This window comes from Stenotrophomonas maltophilia group sp. Smal13 (assembly GCF_030236855.1).
GTDB classification, from domain to species: Bacteria; Pseudomonadota; Gammaproteobacteria; order Xanthomonadales; family Xanthomonadaceae; genus Stenotrophomonas; species Stenotrophomonas maltophilia_A.
Map to the genome: position 1 here is coordinate 57,510 of NZ_JASJSQ010000001.1, position 26,689 is coordinate 84,198.

At 67.9% G+C, this 26,689-nt stretch carries 25 protein-coding genes; 10 read left to right on the forward strand and 15 right to left on the reverse strand.

Annotated elements, in window-relative coordinates:
• Positions 1-34: 34 nt before the first annotated feature.
• The 4 genes from QRO95_RS00305 to QRO95_RS00320 form a co-directional block, all read right to left on the reverse strand.
• Positions 35-502, reverse strand: a complete 468-nt coding sequence (locus QRO95_RS00305; RefSeq protein WP_164080585.1) for a protein sip-5 — start codon at positions 500-502, stop codon at positions 35-37.
• On the reverse strand, positions 499-969 hold the full coding sequence (locus QRO95_RS00310) for a phage holin family protein (RefSeq protein WP_049398102.1): 471 nt from the start codon (positions 967-969) through the stop codon (positions 499-501). Before QRO95_RS00310 ends, QRO95_RS00305 begins: the two co-directional genes overlap by 4 nt.
• An 8-nt stretch (positions 970-977) precedes the next feature.
• Positions 978-1,343, reverse strand: a complete 366-nt coding sequence (locus QRO95_RS00315) for a hypothetical protein (RefSeq protein ID WP_032128158.1) — start codon at positions 1,341-1,343, stop codon at positions 978-980.
• 101 nt (positions 1,344-1,444) lie between these two features.
• The gene (locus QRO95_RS00320) at positions 1,445-2,878 is read right to left on the reverse strand and encodes a Do family serine endopeptidase (protein ID WP_285301454.1); all 1,434 of its coding nucleotides are present in this window, start codon (positions 2,876-2,878) and stop codon (positions 1,445-1,447) included.
• A 491-nt stretch (positions 2,879-3,369) separates the two neighbouring features.
• Between QRO95_RS00320 and QRO95_RS00325 the strand changes: the two genes are divergently transcribed.
• Positions 3,370-4,230, forward strand: coding sequence for a histone (locus tag QRO95_RS00325; protein WP_285301456.1), 861 nt, complete (start codon positions 3,370-3,372; stop codon positions 4,228-4,230).
• A 107-nt stretch (positions 4,231-4,337) separates the two neighbouring features.
• Positions 4,338-5,024: a hypothetical protein gene (locus QRO95_RS00330; RefSeq protein ID WP_285301457.1), complete on the forward strand. Its 687-nt coding sequence runs from the start codon at positions 4,338-4,340 to the stop codon at positions 5,022-5,024.
• Between the two features lie 15 nt (positions 5,025-5,039).
• Here QRO95_RS00330 and QRO95_RS00335 read toward each other — a convergent pair whose 3' ends face one another.
• Both QRO95_RS00335 and QRO95_RS00340 read right to left on the reverse strand, forming a co-directional pair.
• Positions 5,040-5,399: a DUF1428 domain-containing protein gene (locus tag QRO95_RS00335; RefSeq protein ID WP_032130337.1), complete on the reverse strand. Its 360-nt coding sequence runs from the start codon at positions 5,397-5,399 to the stop codon at positions 5,040-5,042.
• A gap of 91 nt (positions 5,400-5,490) precedes the next feature.
• Positions 5,491-7,893: a DPP IV N-terminal domain-containing protein gene (locus tag QRO95_RS00340; RefSeq protein WP_285301460.1), complete on the reverse strand. Its 2,403-nt coding sequence runs from the start codon at positions 7,891-7,893 to the stop codon at positions 5,491-5,493.
• Positions 7,894-8,103: 210 nt separating this feature from the next.
• On the opposite strand from QRO95_RS00340, the gene QRO95_RS00345 reads away from it, so the two are divergent.
• Entirely contained in the window at positions 8,104-8,676 is a 573-nt protein-coding gene (locus QRO95_RS00345) for an Ax21 family protein (protein ID WP_032130335.1), read from the forward strand.
• A 190-nt stretch (positions 8,677-8,866) separates the two neighbouring features.
• Positions 8,867-9,538 (forward strand): response regulator transcription factor, encoded by a 672-nt coding sequence (locus QRO95_RS00350; protein WP_049398097.1) that lies wholly within the window; start codon positions 8,867-8,869, stop codon positions 9,536-9,538.
• A 7-nt stretch (positions 9,539-9,545) separates the two neighbouring features.
• Here QRO95_RS00350 and QRO95_RS00355 read toward each other — a convergent pair whose 3' ends face one another.
• Entirely contained in the window at positions 9,546-9,935 is a 390-nt protein-coding gene (locus tag QRO95_RS00355; RefSeq protein ID WP_032130333.1) for a DUF6165 family protein, read from the reverse strand.
• A 178-nt stretch (positions 9,936-10,113) separates the two neighbouring features.
• Here QRO95_RS00355 and QRO95_RS00360 point away from each other — a divergent pair, with 178 nt between their 5' ends.
• Positions 10,114-10,812 carry a TorF family putative porin gene (locus tag QRO95_RS00360; protein ID WP_285301521.1) on the forward strand — a complete coding sequence of 233 codons (699 nt, stop codon included), beginning with the start codon at positions 10,114-10,116 and terminating at the stop codon, positions 10,810-10,812.
• Here the strand turns inward: QRO95_RS00360 and QRO95_RS00365 are convergent.
• On the reverse strand, positions 10,809-11,957 hold the full coding sequence (locus QRO95_RS00365; protein WP_343237319.1) for an MFS transporter: 1,149 nt from the start codon (positions 11,955-11,957) through the stop codon (positions 10,809-10,811). The two genes, QRO95_RS00360 and QRO95_RS00365, sit on opposite strands and share 4 nt — an antisense overlap.
• A 144-nt stretch (positions 11,958-12,101) precedes the next feature.
• On the opposite strand from QRO95_RS00365, the gene QRO95_RS00370 reads away from it, so the two are divergent.
• Entirely contained in the window at positions 12,102-12,989 is an 888-nt protein-coding gene (locus tag QRO95_RS00370; RefSeq protein ID WP_285301463.1) for a LysR family transcriptional regulator, read from the forward strand.
• On the opposite strand, the gene QRO95_RS00375 is transcribed toward QRO95_RS00370, so the two are convergent.
• Positions 12,958-13,425: a DUF1456 family protein gene (locus QRO95_RS00375; RefSeq protein WP_285301464.1), complete on the reverse strand. Its 468-nt coding sequence runs from the start codon at positions 13,423-13,425 to the stop codon at positions 12,958-12,960. The genes QRO95_RS00370 and QRO95_RS00375 overlap by 32 nt on opposite strands.
• Before the next feature lie 117 nt (positions 13,426-13,542).
• Between QRO95_RS00375 and QRO95_RS00380 the strand changes: the two genes are divergently transcribed.
• On the forward strand, positions 13,543-14,295 hold the full coding sequence (locus tag QRO95_RS00380) for an SDR family NAD(P)-dependent oxidoreductase (protein ID WP_285301465.1): 753 nt from the start codon (positions 13,543-13,545) through the stop codon (positions 14,293-14,295).
• 119 nt (positions 14,296-14,414) lie between these two features.
• On the opposite strand, the gene QRO95_RS00385 is transcribed toward QRO95_RS00380, so the two are convergent.
• The 4 genes from QRO95_RS00385 to QRO95_RS00400 all read right to left on the reverse strand — a co-directional run bounded on the left by QRO95_RS00385 (position 14,415) and on the right by QRO95_RS00400 (position 18,543).
• A complete protein-coding gene (locus QRO95_RS00385) occupies positions 14,415-15,317 on the reverse strand; it encodes an SPOR domain-containing protein (protein WP_285301466.1) in 903 nt (300 codons plus the stop codon).
• A 21-nt stretch (positions 15,318-15,338) separates the two neighbouring features.
• A complete protein-coding gene (gene argS, locus QRO95_RS00390) occupies positions 15,339-17,027 on the reverse strand; it encodes an arginine--tRNA ligase (protein WP_012478915.1) in 1,689 nt (562 codons plus the stop codon).
• Positions 17,028-17,141: 114 nt separating this feature from the next.
• Positions 17,142-17,846, reverse strand: coding sequence for a DNA repair protein RadC (radC, locus tag QRO95_RS00395; RefSeq protein WP_032130338.1), 705 nt, complete (start codon positions 17,844-17,846; stop codon positions 17,142-17,144).
• Between the two features lie 70 nt (positions 17,847-17,916).
• On the reverse strand, positions 17,917-18,543 hold the full coding sequence (locus QRO95_RS00400; protein WP_049399051.1) for a response regulator transcription factor: 627 nt from the start codon (positions 18,541-18,543) through the stop codon (positions 17,917-17,919).
• A 228-nt stretch (positions 18,544-18,771) separates the two neighbouring features.
• On the opposite strand from QRO95_RS00400, the gene coaBC reads away from it, so the two are divergent.
• From coaBC to QRO95_RS00415, 3 genes are read left to right on the forward strand one after another with little or no spacing between them, the layout of a single operon-like run.
• Positions 18,772-20,034: a bifunctional phosphopantothenoylcysteine decarboxylase/phosphopantothenate--cysteine ligase CoaBC gene (coaBC, locus tag QRO95_RS00405; RefSeq protein WP_164080581.1), complete on the forward strand. Its 1,263-nt coding sequence runs from the start codon at positions 18,772-18,774 to the stop codon at positions 20,032-20,034.
• Positions 20,031-20,504 carry a dUTP diphosphatase gene (dut, locus tag QRO95_RS00410; RefSeq protein ID WP_285301467.1) on the forward strand — a complete coding sequence of 158 codons (474 nt, stop codon included), beginning with the start codon at positions 20,031-20,033 and terminating at the stop codon, positions 20,502-20,504. The genes coaBC and dut overlap by 4 nt, the downstream gene beginning before the upstream one ends.
• A gap of 12 nt (positions 20,505-20,516) precedes the next feature.
• Positions 20,517-22,862 carry a phosphomannomutase/phosphoglucomutase gene (locus tag QRO95_RS00415; RefSeq protein WP_285301468.1) on the forward strand — a complete coding sequence of 782 codons (2,346 nt, stop codon included), beginning with the start codon at positions 20,517-20,519 and terminating at the stop codon, positions 22,860-22,862.
• A 421-nt stretch (positions 22,863-23,283) separates the two neighbouring features.
• Here QRO95_RS00415 and QRO95_RS00420 read toward each other — a convergent pair whose 3' ends face one another.
• On the reverse strand, positions 23,284-23,997 hold the full coding sequence (locus QRO95_RS00420; RefSeq protein WP_004153862.1) for a response regulator transcription factor: 714 nt from the start codon (positions 23,995-23,997) through the stop codon (positions 23,284-23,286).
• Positions 23,978-26,638, reverse strand: a complete 2,661-nt coding sequence (locus QRO95_RS00425) for a sensor histidine kinase KdpD (RefSeq protein ID WP_285301469.1) — start codon at positions 26,636-26,638, stop codon at positions 23,978-23,980. Before QRO95_RS00425 ends, QRO95_RS00420 begins: the two co-directional genes overlap by 20 nt.
• Between the last annotated feature and the right edge of the window lie 51 nt (positions 26,639-26,689).

Here is a 26,689-nt window from a genome sequence, read left to right on the forward strand (position 1 = left end):
CGCCGGCCGCGATCGGCGCGGCGGATTCCATGGATCAACGTTCGGACAGCTCGGTGGCCGCTTCGGCCGGACGCGGTCCGCGCGGGTCTGGTTCCGGCTCTGGCTCCGGCACGGAGCGTGGAGCCGGTGCCGGCCGTGGCTCGGCAGCGGAGGCCGCCGCCTGTGCCTGTTCGCTGGCTTCGTCGGCTTCCTCAGCCGCGTCGTCGGCAGTGGCTGCGGCCTGCGCCGCCATCGCCGTGGCGAACGCCGCCTGTGCACTGGCGAACAGGTTCGAGACCGAACCCACCATCTGCAGCCAGCGGGCACCGTTGACCTTGCCCGGCACTTCCAGCTTGCCGGCGATGAAGCCACCGGCCAGGCCGACCACCACGATGCGCAGCGGCGACCAGCCCTTTCGCCAGACGTCGCTGAGCGTGGACCAGTGGTCGTGGGTTTCGCCCAGGCGCACGGTCACCACTTGTTCGCAGCGTTTCACACGCCGTTGCAGCGCGCCGAACTTCATGGCTTGCCCTCGGGCAGCTGCACTTCGGCATCGGGATCGTCTTCGCTGGGTTCGTCGAACAGGCCCAGGCGTGACAGCTGGCGCCGGGTAGCGTGCATGCCGGTGTGGTGGAAGAAGTAGGACACCCGCCAGATCGCATAACCGGTGACGGCCAGGCTCAGCAGCGAGGTGATCAGCAGCGCCTGCAGCCAGCTCAGGCCCCAGCTCTGCAGCAGAGCGATGAGGGTGGCGGCCATCAGCAGCCAGGCCGAGGCACCGAACACGATCGCCACGCCGGCCCAGGCCAGCGCGCGACCGAATGCACTACGCGCCAGCGCGAAGTCGGCCGAGGCCAACCGGCGCAGCGAGCGCAGCGTGTGCTTGGCAGAATCGGCAGCGGCACGACCGGCCGCGCCGACCTGGCGGATGCTCTCATCCAGCGGCGGGGTAGCCGCCGGATCAGGCGCTTGCGCGTTGTCTTCGCTCACGCCGCGGCTTACTTGTCGCTGCTGCCGCGGGCCAGCTTGGCGATGATCCAGCCGGCAGCGAAGGCGACACCGAACGAGGCCAGCGGACGTTCACGGATCAGCTCAGCGGCGCTGTCGATCAGGTCCTTGCCCTTGTCCATCAGTGCGTCGACCTGTTCCTTGGCGGCTGCACCACCAAACTCGGCGGCGGCCAGGCCGGACAGCGCGCTGTCGGACAGTTCAGCCTTGACGTTGGCCTTGCCGATGCGCAGTTCGTCGCCGGCTGCGCCGGTTGCACCCTTGATCGCACCGCCGGCGGCCGACGCGGCCTGCTTCAGATGGGAACCGGCTTCACCCAGGTGTTCCTTCAGGTTCTCGGTATTGGTGGGGCTCATCGAATCACTCCTGTTGCGATGGGGGAACGGGAGTCGGCGGTGCCGACCTGGACTGACAGCAATAGCATTGCCGGGGTATAGGGGGTGTTACGGCAGGGCGATCAGCGCATCACGAGCTGGCCCTGCTGCTGGCCATTGTTGCGCAGCACGCGTATCACCAGGGTCGGCGGGCGCTGCTGGAAGTTGGCGCGCCAGCTGGCCAGGTCGGCGAATTCGCCCACGGTGGCATCGGTGATGATGTCGCCCTGCTGCAGGCCGTTGGTGGCCGCGCGGCTGCCGCGCTTGACCTCGCTGACCAGCACGCCACCGACACCGGACTGGCGCAGCGACTCGGGCAGGTCGACGAAGGTGGCCCCGGTCAGGCGCGGGTCCAGGCTCTCACCGCTGACCGCGCGCGCCTGTTCCTTCAAGGTTGCCTTGATCTGCAGCGGCTTGCCCTCGCGGCGCACGTCCAGCGTCAGCGCGCTGCCGACCGCCGCCAGGCCTTCCACGTTGTGCAGGGCTTCGGCGCTGTCCACGCGCTGGCCGTTGGCCGAGACCACCACGTCGCCCGGCTTCAGGCCGGCGGTCGCAGCGGCCGAACCGGCCAGCACGCGGGTGATCAGCGCACCACGGCTTTCGCCCAGGCCCAGCCCCTGCGCGATCTGCGCGGTCAGGTTCTGGCTCTCCACGCCCAGCGTGCCGCGCACCACTACGCCGTGCTTGACCAGCTGGTCGACCACGCTGCGCGCCAGGTTGGAGGGGATCGCCAGGCCCAGGCCGATGTTGCCGGCCATGCTGCCCTGCGGGTTGAAGCTGGCGGTATTGATGCCGACCAGCTGGCCCTGCAGGTCGACCAGTGCGCCACCGGAGTTGCCCGGGTTGATCGACGCATCGGTCTGGATGAAGTTCTGGTAGCCCAGCCCGCGGATGCCGCTGCGGCCCACCGCCGAGACGATCCCGGAGGTGACCGTCTGGCTGAAGCCGAACGGGTTGCCGATGGCCACCACGAAGTCACCGACCCGAAGCTGGTCGCTGTTGCCGAGCTTGATGTCGGTCAGGTTCTGCGCCGGGATGCGGATCAGCGCGATGTCGGTATCGCGGTCCGAACCGAGGAACTCGGCCTTGACCGTGCGCCCGTCGGCCAGTGTCACCTGCACGTCATCGGCGTTGTCGATGACGTGGTGGTTGGTCAGCACCAGGCCCTCCTTGGCGTCGATGATCACGCCCGAGCCCAGCGATTCGTTGATGCGTTCCTGCGGGATGTCCGGGAACAGGCGGCGGAAGAACGGGTCGTTGAAGAAGGGGTTGCGCACGCGCACCACCTGCTTGGTGTTGACGCTGACCACGGCCGGCATCGCCTTCTCCAGCATCGGTGCCAGCGACGGCACCGCCTGTCCGGCCACCGAGGCCGGCAATGCCGCCGTGGTCGGCAGTACCGCAGGCAGCGGCGCGGCGTCGGCACGGTTGTCCAGGTGGGCATTGATGCCGGTGGCAACGAAGCCACCGAAGGCGGCGGCGATTGCGAGCGTGAGCAGGGTGGGAAGCGGTCGCATGGGAGTCGGTTCGCTGGCGTGGGTGGGGGCCGTTCGGCTCTACGGTAAAACAAGCTGAATGAGTGTGTCGCGATCTGGATAAATGCGCCATGAAAACCGGGCGCCCGGAACGCGGGTCGGCGTCGCCATCTGTGGGGCGGTGGCGACAACGTCGGGCGTGCTTCGCAATGTGCCGACGTCTGCCGAAGCGCGTGTGGATACAGGCTGATACTTGCGCAGTTCTGCGCATCCTGGTGCCGCGATGCGCCATATCGCATGCCTTTCGCAGCACTCTGGCAGGTGCGCGCAGGCAGCACCTGCCGCTACCCGCACCGTGCGGCGCAGCACTGAAAAAAAGGGGTTTCCTGTCAACCCACTGTGCTCGAGAGGGTGCTGGGCTACACCATTACCGTCGCAGCAGATGCGATTGCGGGCGCACGCCCCGTTCCACGATCGTCAATGTCGGTATAGCATCGCCCCGTTTTGATACTTAAGGCCCGCAGGAGGGCAACATGAGCAACGGTAATGGTGTGTCGGTCGTGACCGACGCCGTCGAGAACGTCAAAGAAGCCGCCACCAACGTTGGCGAGACCATCGCCCACGCCGCCGAAGACGCCGTGAAGTCGGTCAAGAAGACCGTCAAGAGCGCCACCAAGGCTGCCGGCACCCGCGTTGCCAAGGCCAAGAAGGCCGTGGCCAAGGTCGAGAAGACCGTTGCCAAGAAGGCCGAGAAGGCTGCCAAGTCGGTCGGCAAGACTGTTGCCAACGCCAAGAAGAAGCTGGAAGCCGCCAAGAAGAACGCCAAGGCCGAAGCCGTTGCCCTGAAGAAGGAAGTGGCCAAGAAGAAGGCGGCTGCAGGCAAGGCCGTGACCAAGAAGGCCGCCGCTGCCAAGAAGACCACCAAGGCTGCCACCAAGGCTGCTGGCAAGAAGGTCGCTACCGTGAAGAAGGCTGCCACCAAGAAGGCCGCCGTCGCGAAGAAGACCGTTGCCAAGAAGACCGCGGCCGCCAAGAAGGTTGTCGGCAAGAAGGTCGCCACCGCCAAGAAGGCCGTGGCCAAGAAGACCGTCGCCGCCAAGAAGGTCGCTGGCAAGAAGGCCGTGGCTGCGAAGAAGGTTGTCGGCAAGAAGGTTGCCGCTACCAAGAAGGTCGCCACCAGGAAGACCGCGGCCGCCAAGAAGGTTGTCGGCAAGAAGAGCGCTGCTGCCAAGAAGGTTGTCGGCAAGAAGACCGCCGTTGCCAAGAAGGCGGTGGGCAAGAAGGTTGCCGCCACCCGCAAGACGGTCGCCAAGAAGGCTGCGCCGCTGAAGAAGGTCGCCGCCAAGAAGGCTCCGGCCAAGAAGGCCGTGCGCAAGGTCGCCAAGCGCAAGTAATCGCGCCGTGACCGAAGGCCCTGCCACCCAACGGGTGGTGGGGCCTTTCGCGTTTCTGGGGCACGGTCTGGGGCAAGATGCAGGTTCTTCCTGCAGGAGCCCCGGGCATGCGTGGTATCGACTTCAGTTCCTGGCAGGGCGTGCTGTCCACGTTGGCCGGCCTGGTCCTGATCACCCTGCTGGGCGTGGGCATCCGCCTGCTGGTGATGCAGACCCTGCAACAGCGCCGCGAGCGCGAGAACCGGCAGATCAACGAACGGCTGCGCACGCTGATGGCGGCCTACAAGACCCTGGGCGGGTCGTTCACTGGCGAACTGGGTGTGGATCCCAGCCATCGCCGCGACCTGCGCCAGCGCGAAAATGCCGAAGGCATCGCCGAACCCCGCTCGGATCGCGCGCGCCGCATCCGCGATGCGGTTGAAGCGGCACTGTCGGACATCCTGTTGCTGGGCACCGACGAGCAGGTGCGGCTGGCCGCGCGTGCGGCCAACGAACTGGCACAGGGGCGGCCGGTGCACCTCCACGAACTGGTGGTCTCGCTGCGCGACTTCGTGCGCGAAGCGCTGGATCTGGCCCCCATCCCGACCGACCTGCAGATACCGCCGCAGGGGCCGACCCGGCCCGCTGCCAGTGGCGGTGGCAAGGGCCGCAACGATGGCGATGCCAAGGGCGGTCGTGCGGGTGGTGGTGGTGGTGGCGGAATGGGGGCCGGCATGGGCGGTGTGGGCCTCGGCGCCGGCGCCGCACTGGGCGCCGGCCATGCGTCTGCCAGCGATGACACGGACGCGCGCTGAGCACGTCCGCCGGATTCAGCGCGTCAGCTCGTAGAGCGGCACGAACCCACCGTAGATCATCCGCGCGCCGTCGAACGGCATCGGATTCGTCGCCGGATCAAACCGCGGGTCTTCCATCATCTTCTTCATGCCGGCGTCGCGGGTCGGCTTGTCTGGCCATTCGATCCAGGAAAACACCACCGTCTCATCCGGCGTGGCTTTCACCGCGCCGAAGAAGTCGGTGGTCTTGCCGTGCGGTACGTCGTCACCCCAGCACTCGACCACGCGCAGCGCGCCGTATTCGATGAAAACGGGATCCCCTGTGCGTGCATGGGCGAGGAACTTCTCCTTGTTGGCGGTGGGCACCGCCAGGACGAAACCATCGATGTAGCTCATTGCCTGCCTCCGGATGGACCGTGCCGCATGCACGGCCTTCAAGTACCCGACGAACCAGGGCGCCGTGGATCGACATCCTGTGTGCGCCCGTTCAGCCCGGCCCACCGGGCAGCGGCGCCAGCACCGTCTCCGGTGGCTGCTGGCCGGCCAGGTGGCGCACGAAGTAGTCCCACATGCGGTGCGTGTAGGTGGCGTCGTTGCGGAACAGTTCGTGGTCCTGCCGGGCCAGGTACAGCAGGTCGTAGCTGCGCTGGGCCTTGTTCAGGGCGGCGGCCAGCTGCAGGGTCAGCGCCGGCGGCGCGTTCTCGTCCAGTTCGCCATAGACCAGCATCAGATGCCCACGCAGGTTGCCGGCCAACGCTGCATTGTCGAGTCCGGCAAAGGGCGCCGGCACGCCATCGGCCAGGGGTGTTGGCGGCAGCACGCCACCGAACAGCCGGTCCATGCCGTGCAATGCACCGCCGTACATGCCCTGGAAATTGTGGCTGCCGGCCGAGGCCACGCCCACCTTGTAGAACGCCGGATAGCGCAGCAGGGCGCGCGCTGCACTGTAACCACCGAACGAATGCCCGTAGATGCCGACCCGCTGCAGGTCGATGCCCCGGTAGCGTTCGCCCAGCTGGCGCAGCGCAGCCACATGGTCATCCAGCTGCACATCTGCCCCGTGCAGGAAGCTGCTGTCATGGAACGCCTTGTCGCGGCCACCGGTGCCGCGCGCGTCGATGCTGACCACCACGAAGCCCAGTTCGGTCAGGCTGGCGCGTGACACCGGATTCAAGGCGGACACCGCCTCGGCGTAGGTCACCGGCGCATTGCTGACGAAGGAGCCACCGTACATCGCGTCGATCACCGGAAAGCGGCCGTCATCGCGATAGTCGCGGGGCATGTAGACGGTGGCGAAGATCGGCGTTCGCCCATCGGCGGCCAGCAGCCGCTCGCGCCGTGGGGGGCGCCAGCCGGCAGCAACGATCGCGCTGTTATCGGCTGTTTCCAGCACCATCACTTCACGGCCGTCATCGCTGGCCCGCAGCACGGTGCGTGGTGGCTGGTCGAGACGGGAAACGGTATCCACCAGATAGCCACCGCCAGGCGACAGCGCCTGGGGGGCGCGCCCGCCGAACAACGCGCCGGTGCCGGCATCGGCCAGATGGTCGTTGCCATCGGCGGCCAGGCGCTGGACCGGTCCACCCTGCAGCGATACCCGGTACAGGCCGCGCACGTAGGGGTCGCCACCGTGGACGCCGCCGGCGCTGAAGTACGCCCAGCCACCTGCCGCATCTACGCCCAGCAGGTCACGCACCGCCCATTGGCCGCCGGTGAGCTGGCGCAGCACTTTGCCGTCGGACAGGCGCACCCGGTACAGATGGCCCCAGCCATCGCGCTGCGAGAACCATACAGCCGCGTCCTGGCCGGGCAGGATGGCCACCGCTGGCCGGTTGTAGGAATACACGTTGAGCTGCAGGCGGGTGTCGCTGGCTTCTTCCAGAACCGTGCGCAACGCACCGTTGTTGGCATCGATCTCCAGCAGACGCAGCCTGCGCGGTGCGCCGAAGTGCGCGATCACGGCATACAACCGGTCGCCGTCCCAGCCGAGTACGCCGGCTTCGCTGAGGGTGTTCCAGCCTTCCGGCAAGGCGATGTCATGCTGCTGGCCATTGCGGGTGTCGACCACATACACGCTGTCGCGCACCTGCCGGGTGTCACCCAGCACCCCCAGCTTCACCGTATGCACGCGCGGCCGCGCGCTGTTGGCCGGGCTGCTTTCCAGATAGGGGTAGTCCTGCAGCGCGCGTTCGTCGTAGCGGATGCCGGCCACGTAGCGGCCGTCCGGTGACCAGCCGACCGCGAACGGCCGCGTCGGCATCCGGCCCTGACGGCGGGGAATGCCGCGCAGGGTGAAGTCCGGCAGCACGCCATAGCCATGATTGGATTCACCGCCGCTGGTCAGCGCTCGTGCTGCCGTTCCGGGCGAGTGCAGCCACAGGTTGTGATCGCGTACCTGCAGCCAGGCATCACCGCCGGGCGATGGCAGTGCATCGGTCGCTGGCGCTGCATCCTGCGAACGCACGCACTGCAGGCGTGGCCATTGACAGCTGATCGCCGCCTCGCCGTTGAACTGCAGGCGCAGGCCTTCATCCAGTACCTGCACGCTGCTCAAGCGCAGGCGTGGTCCTCTGGCACCGAGAGGTACAACCGCAGCGTCCAGCGCATCGGGTTCGAACAGGATCTGGCGTGTGGCCTGGACTGGATCGACCAGTACCGCCTGGCGCCGGCCCTGCGTGGTTTCGCGTTCGTACCAGAAGCGCCCATCGGCCAGCCAGTGGGGCAGCACCGAAGCATTGCGCAGCGCACCGCGAAGGTGACTGTCATGCACGCGTTCGGCGCGCTGGTAGTCAGCGGCCTGCAGTGCGTGCGCAGCGTGGGTCGGAAACAGGGCCGCGCATGCCAGGAGCGCGGCGCGAACAGGCATCAGCGGCGGATCGGAAACGTACAAGGCAACCTCCTGTTGCAATCGACGACGAATCACAAATGCACGCGCGCCGCGCGCGTATGCCAGAGACAGCCTGAATCAAGGCAAAAAATTCAGCAATGCGAAGACCGCTGTTTTCAGGGAGCGTTGTGGCGAATAACGGAGAATTTACATTCCCGATGCGATGGCGCCCTGGCGCTGCTGCACACCATAAGAAAGTAAAGGTGTACCCCCATGAAGAATTCGCTGATTGCTCTGGCCCTGGCCGCTGCCCTGCCGTTCACCGCCTCGGCTGCTGAGAACCTGTCGTACAACTACGCCGAAGCCGACTACGCCAAGACCGACATCGACGCGTTCAAGGCCGACGGCTGGGGCGTGAAGGGTTCGTACGGCTTCCTGCCGAACTTCCACGCTTTCGGTGAGTACAGCCGCCAGGAAATCGACCACACCAACATCAAGCTGGACCAGTGGAAGATCGGCGCCGGCTACAACGTTGAAATCGCCCCGACCACCGACTTCGTTGCCCGCGTTGCTTACCAGAAGCGCGACCAGAAGCACGGCCTGGACTTCAATGGCTACAGCGCTGAAGCCGGTATCCGCACCGCCTTCGGTGCCCACGCCGAAGTCTACGGCATGGTCGGCTACGAAGATTTCTCGAAGAAGCACGGCATCAATCCGGAAGGCCAGTGGTACGGCCGCCTGGGTGGTCAGGTCAAGCTGAACCAGAACTGGGGCCTGAACGGCGAGCTGAAGATGAACCGCGACGGCGACAAGGAATACACCGTCGGCCCGCGCTTCAGCTGGTAATTGCTTCTTCGGCGCGCCTGCGCGCCGAAGATGCCTCGACAGGCCCGGCCCATGCCGGGCCTGTTGCGTTTCCGGCTGGGCAAACGCTACCTGACCGTGTCGCGGCGGAAGGGCGGCATTGCAACGAATTGGATTCCGCAGGCGTCGGCTGCGCCCTAGGGTGAGTGGCCTGTTCTGCAGGAATGCAACGATGCCCACGTTTCCGTCGCCCCGCGATTCTCCCTGCCGCCTGTTGCTGCTGGATCCACACCCGCTGTTGCGGCATGGCGTGCAGGAAGTCCTGGCCCGGCAGGCGGGCCTGCAGGTGGATGGAAGCTACGGCCGCAGCGGTGATCTGCTGCAGCGCCTGCAGCAGCAGGCGGCCGCGATCGATCTGCTGCTGGTCGACGCCTTGCCGATCGGTGACAGCGGCGAAGGCCTGGAACTGCTGCGGCACCTATCACGCCACTGGCCGGCAGTGCCAATCCTGGTGCTGTCCGCACACTGCAACGCGGGTGTCGTGTCCTTGGCCCTGCAGGCCGGTGCGCGCGGATTCCTGTCCAAGGCCTGCGCGCCGCAGATGCTGCTGCGGGCAGTGAGCGTGGTTGCCCGTGGCGGGCGCTTCGTGCCGCCGGAGCTGCGTGCACAGTTGAACCAGTCCCGTCGGCAGCGCCAGCAGTCCATGCGTTCACCACGGTTGAGTACCCGCGAGCGCACCGTCCTGCAGTGGGTGCTGCGCGGTTGCAGCACCGGCGAGATGGCACGCCGCAGTGGGCGTGCAGCCAGCACCATCAGCACGCAGAAGCGAGCGGCGTACCGCAAGCTGGGCATCCGCAACGATGGCGAGCTGTTCCGCTTCCGCCATCTGATCGACGCTGATTGAGGTGGCGTTACTCGCCCTGGTACTGCTTTTCTTCCACCAGGGCCGAACCGGCCACGCGGTTGATCTCGTTCTTCACCTGCACGCGCTCGCCATTGGTGCCATAGACACCACGCGCCAACTGGATGAAGGCATCGTCGAACACCTGGGCCGCTTCCTTGTCGCGCAGCTGGTCCTGGATGTCCCACATGCGCTCGTTGATCGCCTTCAGCTGCTGCTTCAGCACGGCCAGCGCCGGCTGAGCCTGCAGCTGCAGCTGCAGCAACGGCAGCAGGCCGTCCAGCTCGGTGCGCACGTTGCTCAGCTTGGCGGCATCGTCGATGCGCTCGGCCTTGATCTCGAGAATGGTGATCTTGTCGATCAGCTCGCCGATCGATACCGGAGTCAGGATGGCGTCCACGCGGTTGGTTCCTGGAAACAGGGCGCCATGATACCGCGCTGCTGGCATGTGGCCCCGGTCCGCGGTATTTACGCCGAATTTGCGCCACGGGCCCGGCAGCACCCTCGATCCGTTACGGCCACCGCCTCGACACTGCGGTCCCGGCGGCGTGACCGCCTTCGACGAGGAACACAGTGCAGTGAACAGCAAGGGGATGATGGCGGCAGTGGTGGCCGCCCTGGCAGGGCTGCTCGGCATCGGCACCGCCCAGGCGCAGGTGCAGGTGAGTGGCAGTGCCGCATTGACCAGCGATTACGTGTGGCGCGGCAGCTCGCAGAGCGACGGCGACCCGGCGGTGCAGGCCGGCGCGAAGGTCTCGATCCCATCGGGCTGGTACGCCAGCGTGTGGGGGTCCAACGTATCGTTCAAGCCGGACAACGGCGCGCGCAGCGAGTTTGACCTGGTGGCCGGTTGGAGTGGTGCACTGGCACCGGACTGGGCACTGGATGCCAACCTGACCCGCTACGTGTACCCGGGCACCGGCCGCGCGCTGGACTGGACCGAGCTCAATACCACCGTGACCTGGAAGCAGCGCGCCTGGCTGCAGCTGGCGCATTCCAACGACGCGCTGGCGGGCGGCCATCGCGGCACCTACGCCCAGCTGGGTGTGCGGGTGCCGTTGCACGAGCGGTTCCGCCTCGAAGCGGCGGTGGGCCAGTATTGGCTGGCCACCGCACAGGGGCCTGATTACCTGCATGGCCAGCTCAGTGCCATCGCCTCGCTGCCCCCGGCATGGGAACTGCGCGCCACCGTGCATGACACCGACAACGCAGCGAAGCGGCTGTTTCCGGGCAATGCCGGCGGACGCTGGGAGCTGGCGCTGCAGGGCAGCTTCTAGTCAGTCACCGAAGCCTGGCGCGCGCGCAGCGCGCCGGGCAGCCACAGCAGCAGGGCCAGCATGGCCACCGCAGCACCGGCCACGCAGACGCCGGTCCAGCCGAAGCGCTGGTAGACCTGCGCCGACAGCAGCGAACCCAGCGAACCGCCGATGAAGTAGCCGGTCATGTAGCCGGCATTGAGGCGGTTGCGCGCTGCCGGTTGCAGTGCGTAGATCAGGTTCTGGTTACTCACGTGCAGCAGCTGCGCGGCCAGGTCCAGCACCACCACGCCGGCCAGCAGCGCCAGCAGCGAGTGTGCCGACAGCCCCAACGGCAGCCACGACAGCAGCAACAGCATCAGTGCGATGGCAGTGGCACGCCCGGTCTGGCCGCGGTCGGACATGCGCCCGGCCAGGCCCGCAGCCAGCGTGCCGGCGGCACCGACCAGCCCGAACAGGCCGATGGTGGCATCGCTGTAGGCGTAGGGCGGTTGTGCCAGCAGGAACGCCAGCGGCGTCCAGAAGATCGCGAACATGGCGAAGCTGCAGGCGCCCAGCAGGGTGCGCTGGCGCAGCACCGGCTCCTGCACGAACAGCACGCCGATCGAGCGCAGCAATGCGAAATAGCCGAGGCCGGCGCTGTGGTGGAATCGCGGCAGGCCGCGCTGCAGCGCCAGCGCGGTCAGCACCAGGGTGCCGGCGGCGATCGCATACACCAGGCGCCAGTCGCCCAGGCTGGAAAGCAGGCCGGCCACGGTGCGCGCCAGCAGGATGCCCAGCAGCAGGCCACTCATCAATGTGCCGACCACGCGGCCACGATGTTCCGGCGCGGCCAGCGTGGCCGCAAACGGCACCAGTACCTGCGCCACCACCGAGAACAGGCCGGTGATCGCGGTGCCGACCAGCAACCAGGCCAGCGATGGTGCACAGGCACTGATCACCAGCCCGCCTGCCGACAACAGGCTCATCACCACGATCAGGCGGCGGCGTTCGAACAGGTCTCCCAGCGGCACCAGCAGGATCAGTCCGGCGGCATAGCTCAGCTGTGCGGCAGTGACCACCATGCCGACCTGGCCGAACGGCACACCGAAGGCATCGGCGATGGTGTGCAGCAGCGGCTGCGCATAGTAGTTGCTGGCCACGGCCACGCCGGTAGCCACCGACATCAGCAGCACCTGCCAGCGGTGCAGAGGGGGAAGGGACGGACTCACGCGGTGTTCCAGGAAGCGGGGGAGCACAGTGTCCGCCTGCTGCAGTCATGATGGAAATGAATCATCATCATCCCTGTCATCTGGAAATGAGATGGTTGCGTGAATCTCAAGCAGCTCGAGTTCGCCGTCGCCCTGGCCGAGGAGGGCAACTTCACCCGCGCCGCCGAGCGCTGCCACGTGGTGCAGTCCGCGCTCAGTCACCAGATCGCCCATCTTGAGCAGGAACTGGGCACAACGCTGTTCGAGCGCCTGCCGCGGCAGGTGCGGGCCACCGCCGCCGGCGAGGCGCTGCTGGTGCATGCACGCCAGGTGCTGGCCAGCCTGCGCCACCTGCGCGCCGACGTGGCCGCCGTCACTGGCGAGGTGCGTGGCCTGCTGGCGATCGGGCAGATCTCCTCGCTGACCGGCATCGATGTGGTGGCGATGCTGGCGGCCTTCCAGCAGGCGCACCCGCAGGTGGAGTTCCAGCTGCGGGTCGACAAGAGCGAGGACCTGATCGCGCAGGTGCAGTCGCGAGAGCTGGACGTGGCGCTGGTCGGATTGGCGCCGTCGGCAGGGCTGGACGGGGTCTGCCACCAGATGCTGCAGGAAGAAGACCTGGTGGCGGTGCTGGCGCCGTCACACCGCTTGGCCCGCCGCAAGCGGCTGCCATTGACCGAACTGCAGGACGAGGCGCTGGTCGACTTTCCGCGCGGCACCGGTGCGCGACGGCAGACCGACGATGCCTTCGCTGCCGCTGGCCTGCCGCACACGGTGCGCTTCGAGGTCAATCTGATGGAACTGATCGAGCGCTTCGTCCGCCATGGGCTGGCGGTTGGCATCGTGCCAGCGTTGATCGCCGACGGGTTCCAGGGGGTGGTACAGATTCCGCTGCAGCCGACCCCGACCCGCCGCGTGCACCTGGTCTGGCAGCGACTGCCGACACCGGCGGCGCGGGCGTTCGTCGAGGCCGTGCTCAGCCGCGCAGGCGCAGGCTCAGGCCCTTGAGGAAATTGCGCAGCATCTGGTCCAGGCAGCGCCGGTAGTTGGTGTGCCCGGGCTGGCGGAACAAGGCGCCCACTTCCGACTTGGAGACGTTGAAGCCGGCGCTGGCGAAGATCTCCATCAGATCGACGTCGCGCAGCTGGAAGGCGACGCGCAGCTTCTTCAGCACCAGGTTGTTGTCGATGCGGGTTTCCACCGCACGCTGCGGCTGGCTCTCATCGCGACCGCGCAGGTGCACGATCAGGCCGTCGAGGAAGTGCGCCAGCGCGCTGTCGCTCATCGCTTCGAAACCGGCTTCGTCCTCGCGGCGCAGCCAGGCTTTCACCTGTTCCGGATCCACGGCGAAGGCCGGGTTGGCCATCTGGCACAGGGTCACCACGTGGTGGTCGCCCAGGTCCAGGGAGTAGCGCACGCTGCGCAGGACATCGTTGTTGATCATGGGCCCAATTGTACCGGTCACCCCGACAGGTGGGGCCGGATCTGGCCGATCAGGCAACGCAACCCCCGGCCGACGGTGCCAGAATGGGGGTCTGGTTTTTCCCCCTGGAGTTGCCTGATGACCCGCACTGTCCTGATTACCGGCGCCACGTCCGGCTTCGGCGCCGCCGCCGTCCACCGCTTCGCCCAGGCGGGCTGGAAGGTGATCGCCACCGGCCGCCGCGCTGAACGCCTGCAGCCGCTGGTCGAGCGCTACGGCAAGGACGTGGTGCATGCCGCCGCCTTCGACATCCGCGATCCGGTGGCGATGGAAGCGGCGCTGCTGGCACTGCCGCCGGCGTTTGGCGAGATCGATCTGCTGGTCAACAACGCCGGCCTGGCGCAGGGCACCGCGCCGGCACAGAGCGCCAAGCTGTCGGACTGGACCACGATGATCGACACCAACATCACCGCGCTGGTGACGCTGACCCACCGCCTGCTGCCGCAGCTGGTGGAGCGCAAGGGCGCAATCATCAACATTTCGTCGGTGGCCGGTGTCTACCCGTACCCGGGCGGCAATGCCTACGGTGGCACCAAGGCTTTCGTCAGCCAGTTCTCGCTCGGCCTGCGTTCGGACCTGCACGGCACCGGCGTGCGCGTGACCACGATCGAGCCGGGCATGGCCGAAACCGAGTTCACCGTGGTGCGTACCCATGGCGACCAGGCAGCGTCGGACAAGCTCTACACCGGCGCCAACCCGATGACCGCCGAAGACATCGCCGAACAGATTTTCTGGGTGGCCACGCTGCCGCCGCACCTGAACATCAATCGCCTGGAACTGATGCCGGTCAGCCAGTCCTTCGCCGGTTTCCAGGTCGCCCGCGAAGGCTGACGGTCATTTGTAGAGTCGAGCCATGCTCGACTGCTTTGAACGGCAGTCGAGCAAGCTCGACTCTACACAGACAAAAAAAAGCCGGGCTGTGCCCGGCTTTTTCATTCACTTCGGCAGGCTCACTGCGCCTTGATCGCCATCGCCTGCAGGCCGGTGCCATCCAGCTTCTGCTTGGCTTCAGACAGTTCACCTGCACTGCCATACGGCCCCATGCGCACGCGGTACACGGTCTTGCCGTTGATCTGCGCCGATTCCACGCGTGCCGCCAGGCCCATCATCGCCAGCTTGGCCTTGGTCGCTTCGGCATCGCCGGAGGCACCGAACGCACCTGCCTGCAGGATGTAGCGGGCATTGTCGGCGGCAGCCGGTGCCGCAGCGGCCGGGGTAGTGGCCGCGGTCGGCGCGGTTTCCGCACGCGCTGCCGGAGTGGCGGCGGTGCTGGTCGACGCCGTCGGCGTGCTGGCCGGAGGCGTTGCCGCAGCCGGTCGTTCGCTCAGCGGTGCCGGCAGCGGACGGCTGGTGGCGGTCACCGGCGCGGTGCTGGCCACGCTGGCGGTTGCCGTCGGTGCGGGCGCGGTAGCCGCTGGCGGCGGAACCGGCTTGCCTTCCAGTGCCGCCTGCGCGCGCTGCGCTTCAGCCTTGGCCCGGCGCTGGTCTTCAGCACGCGCGCTGGCAGCCAGCTCGGCGTCGGACATTTCAACTTCCTTGCCCGGCAGCAGGGTGTAGAAGTCGTACTGGGTGGCGGCCGGCTTTTCCGGTTCGGCCGGCTTCGGCGTGGCCGGCTGCGCGGCCGGCTGGGTGCCGACATCGCTGTCGGCATCAGCGACCGGGGCAGGCTGCGCGTTCGGGTTCGGCTGCGGACCGGCGCGCAGGAAGCCATCGCCTTCGCCCTTGAACAGGTTCGGCGCCGCCAGGAACACCACGGCCGCAATCGCCACGCCAGCGACCAGCCACACCCATCCGGGTGTGCCCTGGCTGCTGCTGTTGCGTCGTGCCTGGTTTTTGCCGCGTCGTGCTGCCATGTGTACTGCGTCTCCTGATGCTTACATTTTTTCCGGGGCGCTGACGCCCAGGAGTTCGAGGCCGTTGGCCAGCACCTGGCGCGCGGCGCAGGCCAGGGTCAGCTTGGCGTTGCGATCCGCAGCGTCTTCCACCAGCACCGGCGTCCCGTGATACCACGTGTGGAACGCGTGCGCCAATTCACGCAGGTACTGCGCCACCAGATGCGGTTCCAGCGCCACGCCGGCCGCCTCCACCACTTCCGGGTACCGCGAGATCTCGTTCATCAGCAGCAGCGAGGCGTCGTCGGCCAGGCGTCCGAGGTTGGCCAGGCCATTGCCCTGTTCGTACACCAGGCCCTTCTCCTGTGCCTGGCGCAGCAGGCTGCAGACGCGGGCGTGCGCGTACTGCACGTAGAACACCGGGTTGTCGTTGCTCTGCTGGCGGGCCAGGTCGATGTCGAAGGTCAGCTGCGAATCGGGCTTGCGCGCGATCAGGAACCAGCGGGTGGCATCGCGGCCGGCCTCCTCGATCAGGTCGCGCAGGGTGAAGTAGCTGCCGGCACGCTTGGACAGCTTCACTTCCTCGCCGCCACGCATGACGGTGACCATCTGGTGCAGCACGTACTCCGGCCAGCCCTGCGGGATGCCCACTTCCATCGCCTGCAGGCCGGCGCGCACGCGTGCCAGCGAACCATGGTGATCGGCGCCGAGCTCGGTGATCGCGCGCTCGTAGCCGCGCTGCCACTTGGACAGGTGGTAGGCCACGTCCGGCACGAAGTAGGTGAAGGTGCCGTCGGACTTGCGCATCACGCGGTCCTTGTCGTCACCGAAGTCGGTGCTGCGCAGCCACAGCGCGCCACCTTCTTCATAGGTATGACCCGAGGCCTGCAGCTTGGCGACCGCTTCGGCGACTTTGCCGTCGGCGTACAGCGAGCTTTCCAGGAAATAGATGTCGAAGTCGACGCCGAACGCGGCCAGGTCCAGATTCTGCTCGTTGCGCAGGTAGGCCACAGCGAAGCGGCGGATCGCCTGCATGTCGTCCGGGTCCTTGGCACCGACCACGGTGCTGCCTTCCAGATCGACGCTGGCGCCGGCCATGTAGGCGCGGGCGACGTCGGCGATGTATTCACCGCGGTAGCCACCTTCCGGCCAGCCATCCTGGTCCGGCGCGATGCCCTTGATCCGCGCCTGGGTGGACAGCGCCAGGTTCTCGATCTGCACGCCGGCGTCGTTGTAGTAGAACTCACGCTTGGCGTTCCAGCCGTTGGCGTCGAGCACGCGCGCCACGCAGTCGCCGATCGCCGCCGCGCGGCCATGGCCGACATGCAGCGGGCCGGTCGGGTTGGCCGACACGTACTCCACGCCCACCGTGCGGCCATTGCCGGACAGGTTGCGGCCGTAGTCGTGGGCTTCCTTGATGACCGACGCGGCTTCACGCTGGTACGCGGCCGGCGCCAGGTGGAAATTGATGAAGCCGGGGCCGGCGATCTCGACCTTGCTGACGTCCTCGCTGCGCGGCAGTGCCTCGACCAGCGCCTGTGCCAGTGCACGCGGATTGCTGCGCGCGGCCTTGGCCAGCAGCATCGCGGCGTTGGTGGCGAAGTCGCCGTGGTCGCGGGTCTTCGGGCGCTCGACCACGAAGTCCGGCGGCAGGGAGTCGGCGGGCAGGGTGCCATTGGCGCGCAAGGCTTCGATGCCTTGGCTGATCAGGGCGCGGAGGAGATTTTTCACGAGGCCTGCTGTGAGAATGAGCGGCGGAATCGCCCATTTTAGCGCAGATACCAGCGGCCACGCTGACCGAAACCTGCCTGTGGGGGCGACCGATGGCGCCTGGAGGGCAGGCGCTCAGCCGAACAGGCGGGGCTGGGGCGGCGACAGCAGGCCTCGTTCAGCAAACGAAACGGGGCGGCCCTCACCGACCACGAAGTGGTCCAGCAGGCGCACGTCCACCATCGCCAGTGCCTGCTGCAGTTCGTCGGTGATGCGGGTATCGGCGCTGGAGGGTTCCGGGTCGCCGGAAGGGTGGTTGTGGCTGAGGATCACCGCTGCCGCGTTGTGCAGCAGGGCGCGCCGCACCACTTCGCGGGGGTAGACCGGTGCGGCGTTGATGGTGCCGTGGAACAGCTCCTCGCAGGCGATCAGCCGGTGCCGGTTGTCCAGGAACAGGGCCATGAAGATCTCCCGGGCCTGCCCCCGCAGGCGGTGCTGCAGATAGCGGCCGACCGCGGCCGGGTTGTTGCCGACCGCTTCGCCGTGTTCCAGCTCGGCAGCCAGGTAGCGGTGGGCCAGTTCCAGCCCGGCAGCCAGCGTACAGCTGCGCGCCGGGCCGAGCCCGGGCAGGCGGGCCAGGTCACGCGCGGGGCGGTCCAGCAGCACCCGCAACGGGCCGTGCGCCTGCAGCAGGTCGCGCGCGGTCTGCACGGCATCGCGGCCACCGAACCCGGAGCCGAGAAACAGGGCCAGCAGTTCGGCGTCGGAAAGTGCCGTGGGCCCGCGCGCGATCAGCTTCTCGCGGGGGCGTTCCTGTTCGGGCCAGTCATGGATGGGCATGCCTGCATCATCGCCAGCCTGCGTGACGGCTCCCATCGGTGCATACCGCAGCACCGGGTCGGACGATGCCTCACCCGCGTCGGGTCTGCAGATAGTCGAACAGTTCCTGGTTGTTCTGCAGGCCCAGCTTGCGCTTTGCTTCGGCCTTCTGCCGGCTGATGGTCTTCGGGCTGCGCCCGCAGCGTTCGGCGACGGCATTCACGCTGAGCCCGGTCGCCAGCAGATCCAGCACTTCCTGTTCCCGCGCCGACAGCGGCGACGGTTCGCGTGGAAACAGCAGGTCGCGCGCCTGCAGGTGGTGGCGCAGCTGCTGGGAGACGAAGACCTGCCCGGCCAGTGCGGCGTTCAGTGCCTGCGGCAGTTCGGCGAAATCGGCGCATTTGTCGACCAGCCCACTGATGCCCTCGCGCAGCAGTCCGTCCAGCAGCCCGGGATGGCGGGCGCCGGTCAGCACCACCACCGGCAGCCTGGGGTGACGCACGCGCAGCGCGTCGATCAGCTCTGGACCGTCCGGGCCGTCACCCGGCATCGACAGGTCGGTCAGCACCGCATCGCAGTCGTGGTGGTCCACCAGCTCCAGCAGCTGGGCGCCGTCACGTGCACTGCCGACGATGTCCATCAGGTGGGTCTGCAGCACGATACGGATGCCATGCAGGACCACGGGATGGTCGTCGGCAATGATGATGCGTGGATGCACGAGGCTCCTCGAAGGTCGAACAGGCCACGGCAGACGGCAGCCAATGCCTGATTCTGCAAAAGCGCAGACCCGTAGAGGTATAGGAAAGGTCCGAAACCGATGCCCGGCTAGCCCAGGGTCAGGCGCAGCGCGCTCCATCTACTGATAGCTGTCCGCTATGTGCACCCTGCACCGGGACATTACCGACCATCGGGTAAGCTAGCGCCCTCGTTTGCACAGGAATTCCAGGTGGCTGACTCCCCCAACGCTTCCCCCGCGCAGGCCCGCGCGCTGGAAGGTCAGAAACTGCTGTTGTGCGTCGGAGGCGGGATCGCGGCCTACAAGGCCCTGGAACTGGTGCGGCGCCTGCGCGACGCCGGTGCCCAGGTGCAGGTGGCGATGACCGCCGGTGCCCAGCAGTTCGTCACTCCGCTCAGTTTCCAGGCCCTGTCCGGGCAGCCCACCCGCACCACGCTGTGGGACAGCGCCGCCGAACAGGCCATGGGCCACATCGAGCTGGCGCGCTGGGCCGACCGCATCGTGGTTGCCCCGGGAACCGCCGATCTGCTGGCCCGGCTGGCCCAGGGCCATGCCGATGACCTGGTCAGCACGCTGTGCCTGGCCAGTACCGCGCCGTTGACGATCTGCCCGGCGATGAACCATCGCATGTGGCTGCACCCGGCCACCCAGGCCAACATCGCCCTGCTGCGCCAGCGCGGCGCGCAGGTGATCGGCCCGGTCGATGGCCCGCTGGCCGAAGGCGAGTCCGGTCCGGGGCGTCTGGCCGAACCGGGCGACATCGTGGCCGCGCTGGCCGCCAATGGCAGCAGCGCCGCGTCCGTTGCCGCGCCGGAAACCCGCGCGCTGCAGGGCCTGCGCCTGCTGATCAGCGCCGGCCCGACCTATGAAGACATCGATCCGGTGCGCTATGTCGGCAACCGCAGCAGCGGCAAGATGGGCTTTGCCCTGGCCGCGGCCGCAGCGACGATGGGCGCACAGGTGGTGCTGGTCAGCGGCCCGGTACAGCTGCCGACGCCGCTTGGCGTGCAGCGCGTCGACGTGCGCTCGGCTGCGCAGATGCGCGATGCCGTGCTGAAGTCGCTGCCGGCCGACATCTATATCGGTGCCGCTGCAGTGTCCGACTACACGCCGCGCCAGGTCGCGCCGCAGAAGCTGAAGAAGACCGCCGACAGCCAGTCGCTGGTGATCGAGCTGGTGCGCACGCCGGACATCCTTGCCGAGGTGGCTGCGCAGACGCAGTCGCTGAAGCTGGTGGTCGGCTTTGCCGCCGAAACCCACGACGTGGAGAAATACGCGCGTGGCAAGCTGGTCGACAAGCGCCTGGACCTGGTGATCGCCAACCAGGTCGGCATCAGCGGCGGCGGTTTCGAGAGCGACAACAATGCCGCCACGGCCTTCTGGCAGGACGGTGAACAGGTATTTCCGGCCACCTCCAAGCGCGAGCTGGCCGAACAACTGCTGGCGCTGATCGCGCGGAGACTCCAGGCATGACCCAGGCTTTCACTTCCCAACCGCTGCAGGTCAAGCTGCTCGATCCGCGCTTCGGCGACAGCTGGCCGCTGCCGGCCTACGCCACCGAAGCCAGCGCCGGCATGGACCTGCGCGCGGCGCTGGATACCGCGCTGACCCTGCAGCCGGGTGATACCGCGCTGGTGCCCAGCGGCCTGGCCATCCACATTGCCGACCCGAACCTGTGCGCGGTGATCCTGCCGCGCTCGGGGCTGGGCCATCGCCACGGCATCGTGCTCGGCAATGGCACCGGCCTGATCGACGCCGATTACCAGGGCCCGCTGCTGATCAGCGTCTGGAACCGTGGCCGCGAGGCCTTCACCATCGAGCCGGGCGATCGCGTCGCGCAGCTGGTGATCGTGCCGATTGCCCGCGTCAGCCTGCAGGTGGTGGATACTTTCACCGACAGCGTGCGGGGAACGGGTGGATTCGGCCACACCGGGGTGCGTTGACAGGGGACATCGATGAGCGGCATCGGGGAAGGACAGCGGGGACGGTCGTTGGGACGCAGTGCGCCACTACTGGGGGTGCTGCTGATCCTGCTGGCCGGCTGGTTCGGATGGAGCGCAGTGCAGCAATGGCGCCAGGAGGCCAACGGCCAGGCGCTGGAAGCTGCACGTGACCAGGCCGTGCAGGGCCTGCAGGAGGCCGCTGCCGGCCAGCTGAAGCAGCTGCAGCAGCAGCTGAAGAACGAGCGCGTGCAGCAGGCGCTGCAGGCCGGTGATGCCGCTGCGGCGGCACTCGCGGTCCGCGAGAGCTGGACCGGCGTCGAGCACGCCGAGGTACTGACCGCCGATCTGGCCAACGCCTACGCCGACCCGGCCGCCTTTGGCTATGCCCGATTGGCGCTGCTGGAAGCGGCATTGGCCGAAGGCAAGCCCAGCCTGCGCGTGGTCCGCGATGGCGGTGGCAATCGCCTGGGCCTGGCAGCGCCGGTTCAACTGGGCAGTCTCGGCCCGGCGGTGCTCTACGTGCGCCAGCCATTGCTGCGGCTGACCTCACCGCTGGACCAGGTGAGTGCGCCATCGGCCGGTTTCCTTGGCCTGCGCCAGGGCGCGCATGACCTCGTCGCCCAGGGCGATGCCGGCCTGGCCGAAAGCGCCGAAGCATTGGCGCGGCCGATTCCGGGGACGCCGTTGCGGCTGGTGGCCGCGGTACCCAATGTCGAACCTGGTCCGCTGGGCCTGGGTTCGCTGGCCAGCGCCATCGTTGCGCTGCTGCTGGCGTTCATCGCCGTGCTGCTGGTGGTGGGGCGCGGCCGCCTGCCGAAGTCGCTGCCGCTGCCGCGCCGGGCGACCGTGGCGGAAGCCGATCATGGCCCGACCCTGAGCGAGAGCCTGCAGATGGCGCCGCCGCCGGTGGCCGAGGCCAGCACAACTGAAAGTGCACCGCCGCCCCCGCCACCGGTTCCGGCCGAGGAACTGGCGGCCGGTATCTTCCGCGCCTACGACATCCGCGGCGTGGTTGGCAGTGAACTGACGCCGAAAACGGCGGCGCTGATCGGCCAGGCCATCGGCACCGTGGCCCTGGAGCAGGGCCTGCGCGAGGTGGTGATCGGCCGCGACGGCCGCCTGTCCGGCCCGGAACTGGCCGCAGGGTTGGCCGAGGGCCTGAGGCGCGCCGGTTGCGCGGTGATCGACATCGGCCTGGCACCGACCCCGGTCGTGTACTACGCCGCCTTCCATCTGCGTACCGGCACCTGCGTGGCGGTCACCGGCAGCCATAACCCGCCCGAGTACAACGGTTTCAAGGTGGTCATCGGCGGCGAGACGTTGTCCGGTGATGCCATCACCGATCTGTACCAGCGCATCGTCGAAGGCCGCCTGGTACAGGCCGCCGAGCCGGGCGATTACCAGCAGCGCGATGTCAGTGCCGACTACATCCAGCGCATCGCCGACGACGTGCAGCTGGACCGCCCGTTGAAGGTCGTGGCCGATGCCGGCAACGGCGTGGCCGGCGCGCTCGCGCCGCAGCTGCTGGAAGCGATCGGTGCGGAAGTCATCCCGCTGTACTGCGATGTCGACGGTACCTTCCCCAACCATCATCCCGACCCCAGCGAGCCGGCCAACCTGGAAGACCTGGTGCAGACGGTGAAGCGCTTCGGTGCCGATCTCGGCGTCGCCTTCGATGGCGACGGTGACCGCCTGGGCGTGGTCACCGGCGAAGGAAAGATCATCTATGCCGACCGCCTGCTGATGCTGTTCGCCGCCGACGTGCTGATGCGCAATCCGGGCGCGATGGTGATCTACGACGTGAAGTGCACCGGCAAGCTGTCCGACCACGTGCTGCGCAATGGTGGCAGCCCGCTGATGTGGAAGACCGGGCATTCGCTGATGAAGGCGAAGATGCGCGAGACCGATGCCGAGCTGGCTGGCGAGATGAGCGGCCACTTCTTCTTCAAGGAGCGCTGGTTCGGTTTCGATGACGGCCTGTATGCGGCCGCGCGCCTGCTGGAGATCCTGGCCCAGCGCGAGGAGACTCCGGACGAGGTACTGGCAGAGCTGCCGGAGATGGTGGCCACGCCGGAGCTGAAGGTGCCGGTGGCCGAAGGCACGCCGCATGCGCTGGTGGCGATGCTGGTGGCGGCGGCGCAGTCGCCGGACAACCCATATGTGGGCGGTCGCCTGTCGACCATCGACGGCCTGCGCGTGGACTTCTCCGATGGCTGGGGCCTGGTGCGCGCCTCCAACACCACACCAGTGCTGGTGCTGCGCTTCGAGGGCAATGACGAGGCGGCGCTGGAACGCATCCAGGCGCTGTTCCGCAGCCAGCTGCAACCGGTGCTGGGCGACACCCCGCTGGGGTTCTGAGGTGGGGCCGGGCTGCGCCCGGCACCCGCCGAAGCAACGGCAGCAGCAACATCAACATCAACATCAACATCAATAGCGAGCTATCCGCGAGATGGCGGGGCGGTGTCGGAGTGCGGGGACGCCGCAAGTCCCCCTCACCCATGTAAGCTCGGTCGCCGCTTGCTCGTGTGCGCTGTCCTGCGCACACGGCAAGACCGGGGTTGGGCGTCCTGCCCAACCCGCCCGAGGCATGCCTCGGGCCCATGCGGCTGACACCCCGCACTCCGACACCGCCCCACCCCTGACAATTTCCGCGATCTGTCGGAACGGAATGAACTGCTCTTGGTAGGTGTCGACCTTGGTCGACACAGTAGATCCACGCCATGCGTGGATGCTCTTCCGGATTCGCTTTGGTGGTTGCCGACCGTTGGTCGGCACGCCTTCACCCCTTGAACCGCAGCCCGACGCCCGGTTCGGTGAACAGGTAGCGCGAATCCAGCGCTGAATCGCCCAGCTTGTGCCGCAGCTTGCCGACCAGGATGCGCAGGTAATGGGTGTCGTGCTGGTGGGTCGGGCCCCAGATCTCCTGCAGGATCTGGGGCTGGGTCACCACCCGCCCGGCGTTGCGCAGCAGCAGCGACAGCAGCGCGTACTCCTTGCGAGTCAACGCTACCGGCTCGCCATCCAGCGCCACTTCACGGCGGACCAGGTCCACATGCAGGTGGCCATCGTCGAATACCGGCGGCGTGCCATCACTGGGCACGCTGCGCGTGCGCAGCAGCGCCCGCACCCGCGCCATCAGCTCCTGCGTGCCGAACGGCTTGGTCACGTAGTCGTTGGCGCCGGTGTCCAGCGCCCGTACCTTCTCCGCCTCGCCGGCACGCACGGTCAGCATGATCACCGGCACCTGGCTCCACTGCCGCAGTTGTTCCAGCACCTCGTGGCCTTCCATGTCCGGCAGGCCGATATCCAGGATCACCAGATCCATGTCCTCGCTGGCGGCCAGCTGCAGGCCTTCCTGGCCGGTGGCGGCCTGCCGCACCTGGTAGCCCTGCGCGCGCAGGCTGATGTCCAGGAACCGGCGGATCTGGGTTTCATCATCGATCACCAGCACGCGCGCGGCCGGCACGCTGGCATCAATCGGGGTCGGGCTCATCGTGGGAGGCTGGCTTGAGCAGGGGCAGGGTGATGCGGATCAGGGTACCGCGACCGTCGCGTCCGGGCAGCGCCTGCACGCTGCCGCCATGCGCGCCGATCATGCCCTGGCAGATGGTCAGGCCCAGGCCGGTGCCATGGCGGCCACGGTCGCCACGTTCAACGCTGTAGAACATGTCGAAGATGCGCGCACGCTCGTCGTCGGGAATGCCGGGGCCGGCATCGATCACGTCGATGCGCAGCTGGCCGTCCAGTTCACGCGCCTGCACCTGCACGGCAGCATCCGGCGGTGAGAACTTGGCCGCGTTTTCCATCACGTTGAACACCGCCTGTTCGACCAGCGCCGGGTGTACCCAGATCGGCGCCAGCGTGGCCGGAATGTCCAGCTCCAGCCGCACCTTCGGCTGGTAGCGCTGCAGGCGCCGTGCGGCCGAGCCGATCAGTTCGTCCACGCCGATCCAGTCGCGGTTGATCTTCAATCCCTCGTGGCCGAGGCGGGTCATGTCCAGCAGGTTCTGGATGTAGCGGTCCAGCCGTTCGCCCTCGACCAGGATGGTGTCGAGCAGGGCACGGCGATCGGCCGTATCCATTGCCGCACCATAGCTGGCCAGGCTGTCGGCCGAGCCGATCATCGCCGCCAGTGGCGAGCGCAGGTCGTGCGACACCGAAGAGAGCAGCGCCGAGCGCAACCGCTCGGTCTCGTTGCTGACGTGCGCCTGCTCCAGTTCGGCCACCAGCCGCGTGCGCAGCGCGGCCTGCGCGATGTCATCGACCATTGCTTCGGCCAGCTGCCGTTGTTCGGGCAGCAGGCGCGCCTGTGCGCCTGGCAGGTACAGGCCGGCCACGCCGATCGCGCGGTCCTCGCCATCCAGCAACGGCAGGAACCACCACTGCGCGCCGGCCAGGGTGTCGGTGAAGCGGCCACTGGGCTGGCCATGGCGCAGCGCCCAGTCGGCGGCGGCCAGGTCGGTGTCGCCGGGCTGGCTGCGGCCACCGGTTGCGGTATCGGCGCCGATCCGCAGCCACGCCGGCACGTCCATCGCCTGTTCCAGTGCATGCCGACCTGCCTGCGCCACCTCGCCGTTGCCGGCGGCACTGGCCAGTTGGCGGCCCAGCTGCTGGCGCGCACGCGCATGGCGATTGGCTGCACGCAGCGCGATCACCTGCATGCGCAGGCGCGAGGCCAGGCGCCCGGCCACCAGTGCCGCGGCCAGGAACAGGAACACGGTGATCACGCCCTGGCGTGCACCAATGGCGAAGGTGAAGCGCGGCGCGATGAACAGGAAGTTGTAGGCGAGGAAACACAGGATCGCCGCCATCACCGCCACGCTGGCGCGCGTGCGCGCGGCCACCACTACCACCGCCACGATGAACACCATCGACAGGTCGGCCATGCCCACCCAGCGTTCGGCCAGCCATGCCACCGCACAGGCCAACGCGGTGGCGATCAGTGCCTGCGCCGGTTCGTAGCTGATGCCGCGCACCGGCGGCAGCAGGCCCTCGCGGCGCGAGCGCGCACGTGCCTGCGGGGTGCTGATGATGGTGATCTCGTAATGCGCGCCGCGCTGGATCAGCTGCTGGGTCAACGTTCGGTTGAACATCCGCGCCAGCGGGCGCTCGCGGGTCCGCCCCAGCACCAGGGTGGACACGCCGTTGTGCGCGGCGTGGTCGAGCAGGGCGTCGGCGATGCTCGATCCGTGCAGCAGCTCGGCGTCGCCGCCCAGCCGCCGTGCCAGGGCGAAGGCCGCATCGATCTCGCGCTGGGTCGCCTCGTCCTGGCGTCGTCCCTGCACGGTCACCACGGTCCATGGTGCGTCGCGGCGTTCGGCGATGCGTCGCGCCACGCGCACCAGGTATTCACTCTGGCCGCGGCCATCAACGGCCACCAGCACGCCGCGGCGCAGCGGCAGGTTGCTCTCGCCACGGGCAGCGCGTGCCTCACGCAGGCTGCTGTCGACGCGATCGGCGGCCTCCTGCATTGCAAGTTCGCGCAGTGCGGTCAGGTTGGACGGCGAGAAGAACGCCTGCAGCGCCTGCGCGGCCTGTTCGGGCACATAGACCTTGCCCTGCTGCAGGCGTGCGATCAGTTCGCGTGGCGGCAGGTCGACCAGCACGATGTCATGCAGGCGGTCGAGCACGCCGTCCGGCACGGTCTCGCTCACGCGCACGCCGGTGATGCGCATCACCACATCGTTGAGGCTTTCCAGATGCTGGATGTTGACCGTGGTCCAGACGTCGATGCCGGCATCCAGCAGCTCCATCACGTCCTGCCAGCGCCGCTCATGGCGGCTGCCCGGCGCATTGCGGTGGGCCAGTTCGTCCACCAGCACCAGCGCAGGATGCCGTGCGAGCACGGCATCCAGATCCATCTCCTGCAGGATGTGGCCGTGATAGGCCACTGCCTTCAGCGGCAGCTGTGGCAGGCCCTCCAGCAGCGCCTGGGTATCGGCGCGGCCGTGGGTTTCCACCAGGCCCACCACCAGGTCGACACCGCGGCGCAGCTGTTCCTGTGCGCGGGTCAGCATGGTGTAGGTCTTGCCCACGCCCGGCGCCGCACCGAGGAACACGGTCAGCTTGCCGCCGGCTTCGCGTTGCAGGCCTTCGACCAGGGCATCGGCCTGGCGGGTACGCGCATCAGTCATGGGTGCCGCTGTCATGGCCGCCATTGTGCGCGCAGCCGGTGCAGGCCGGCA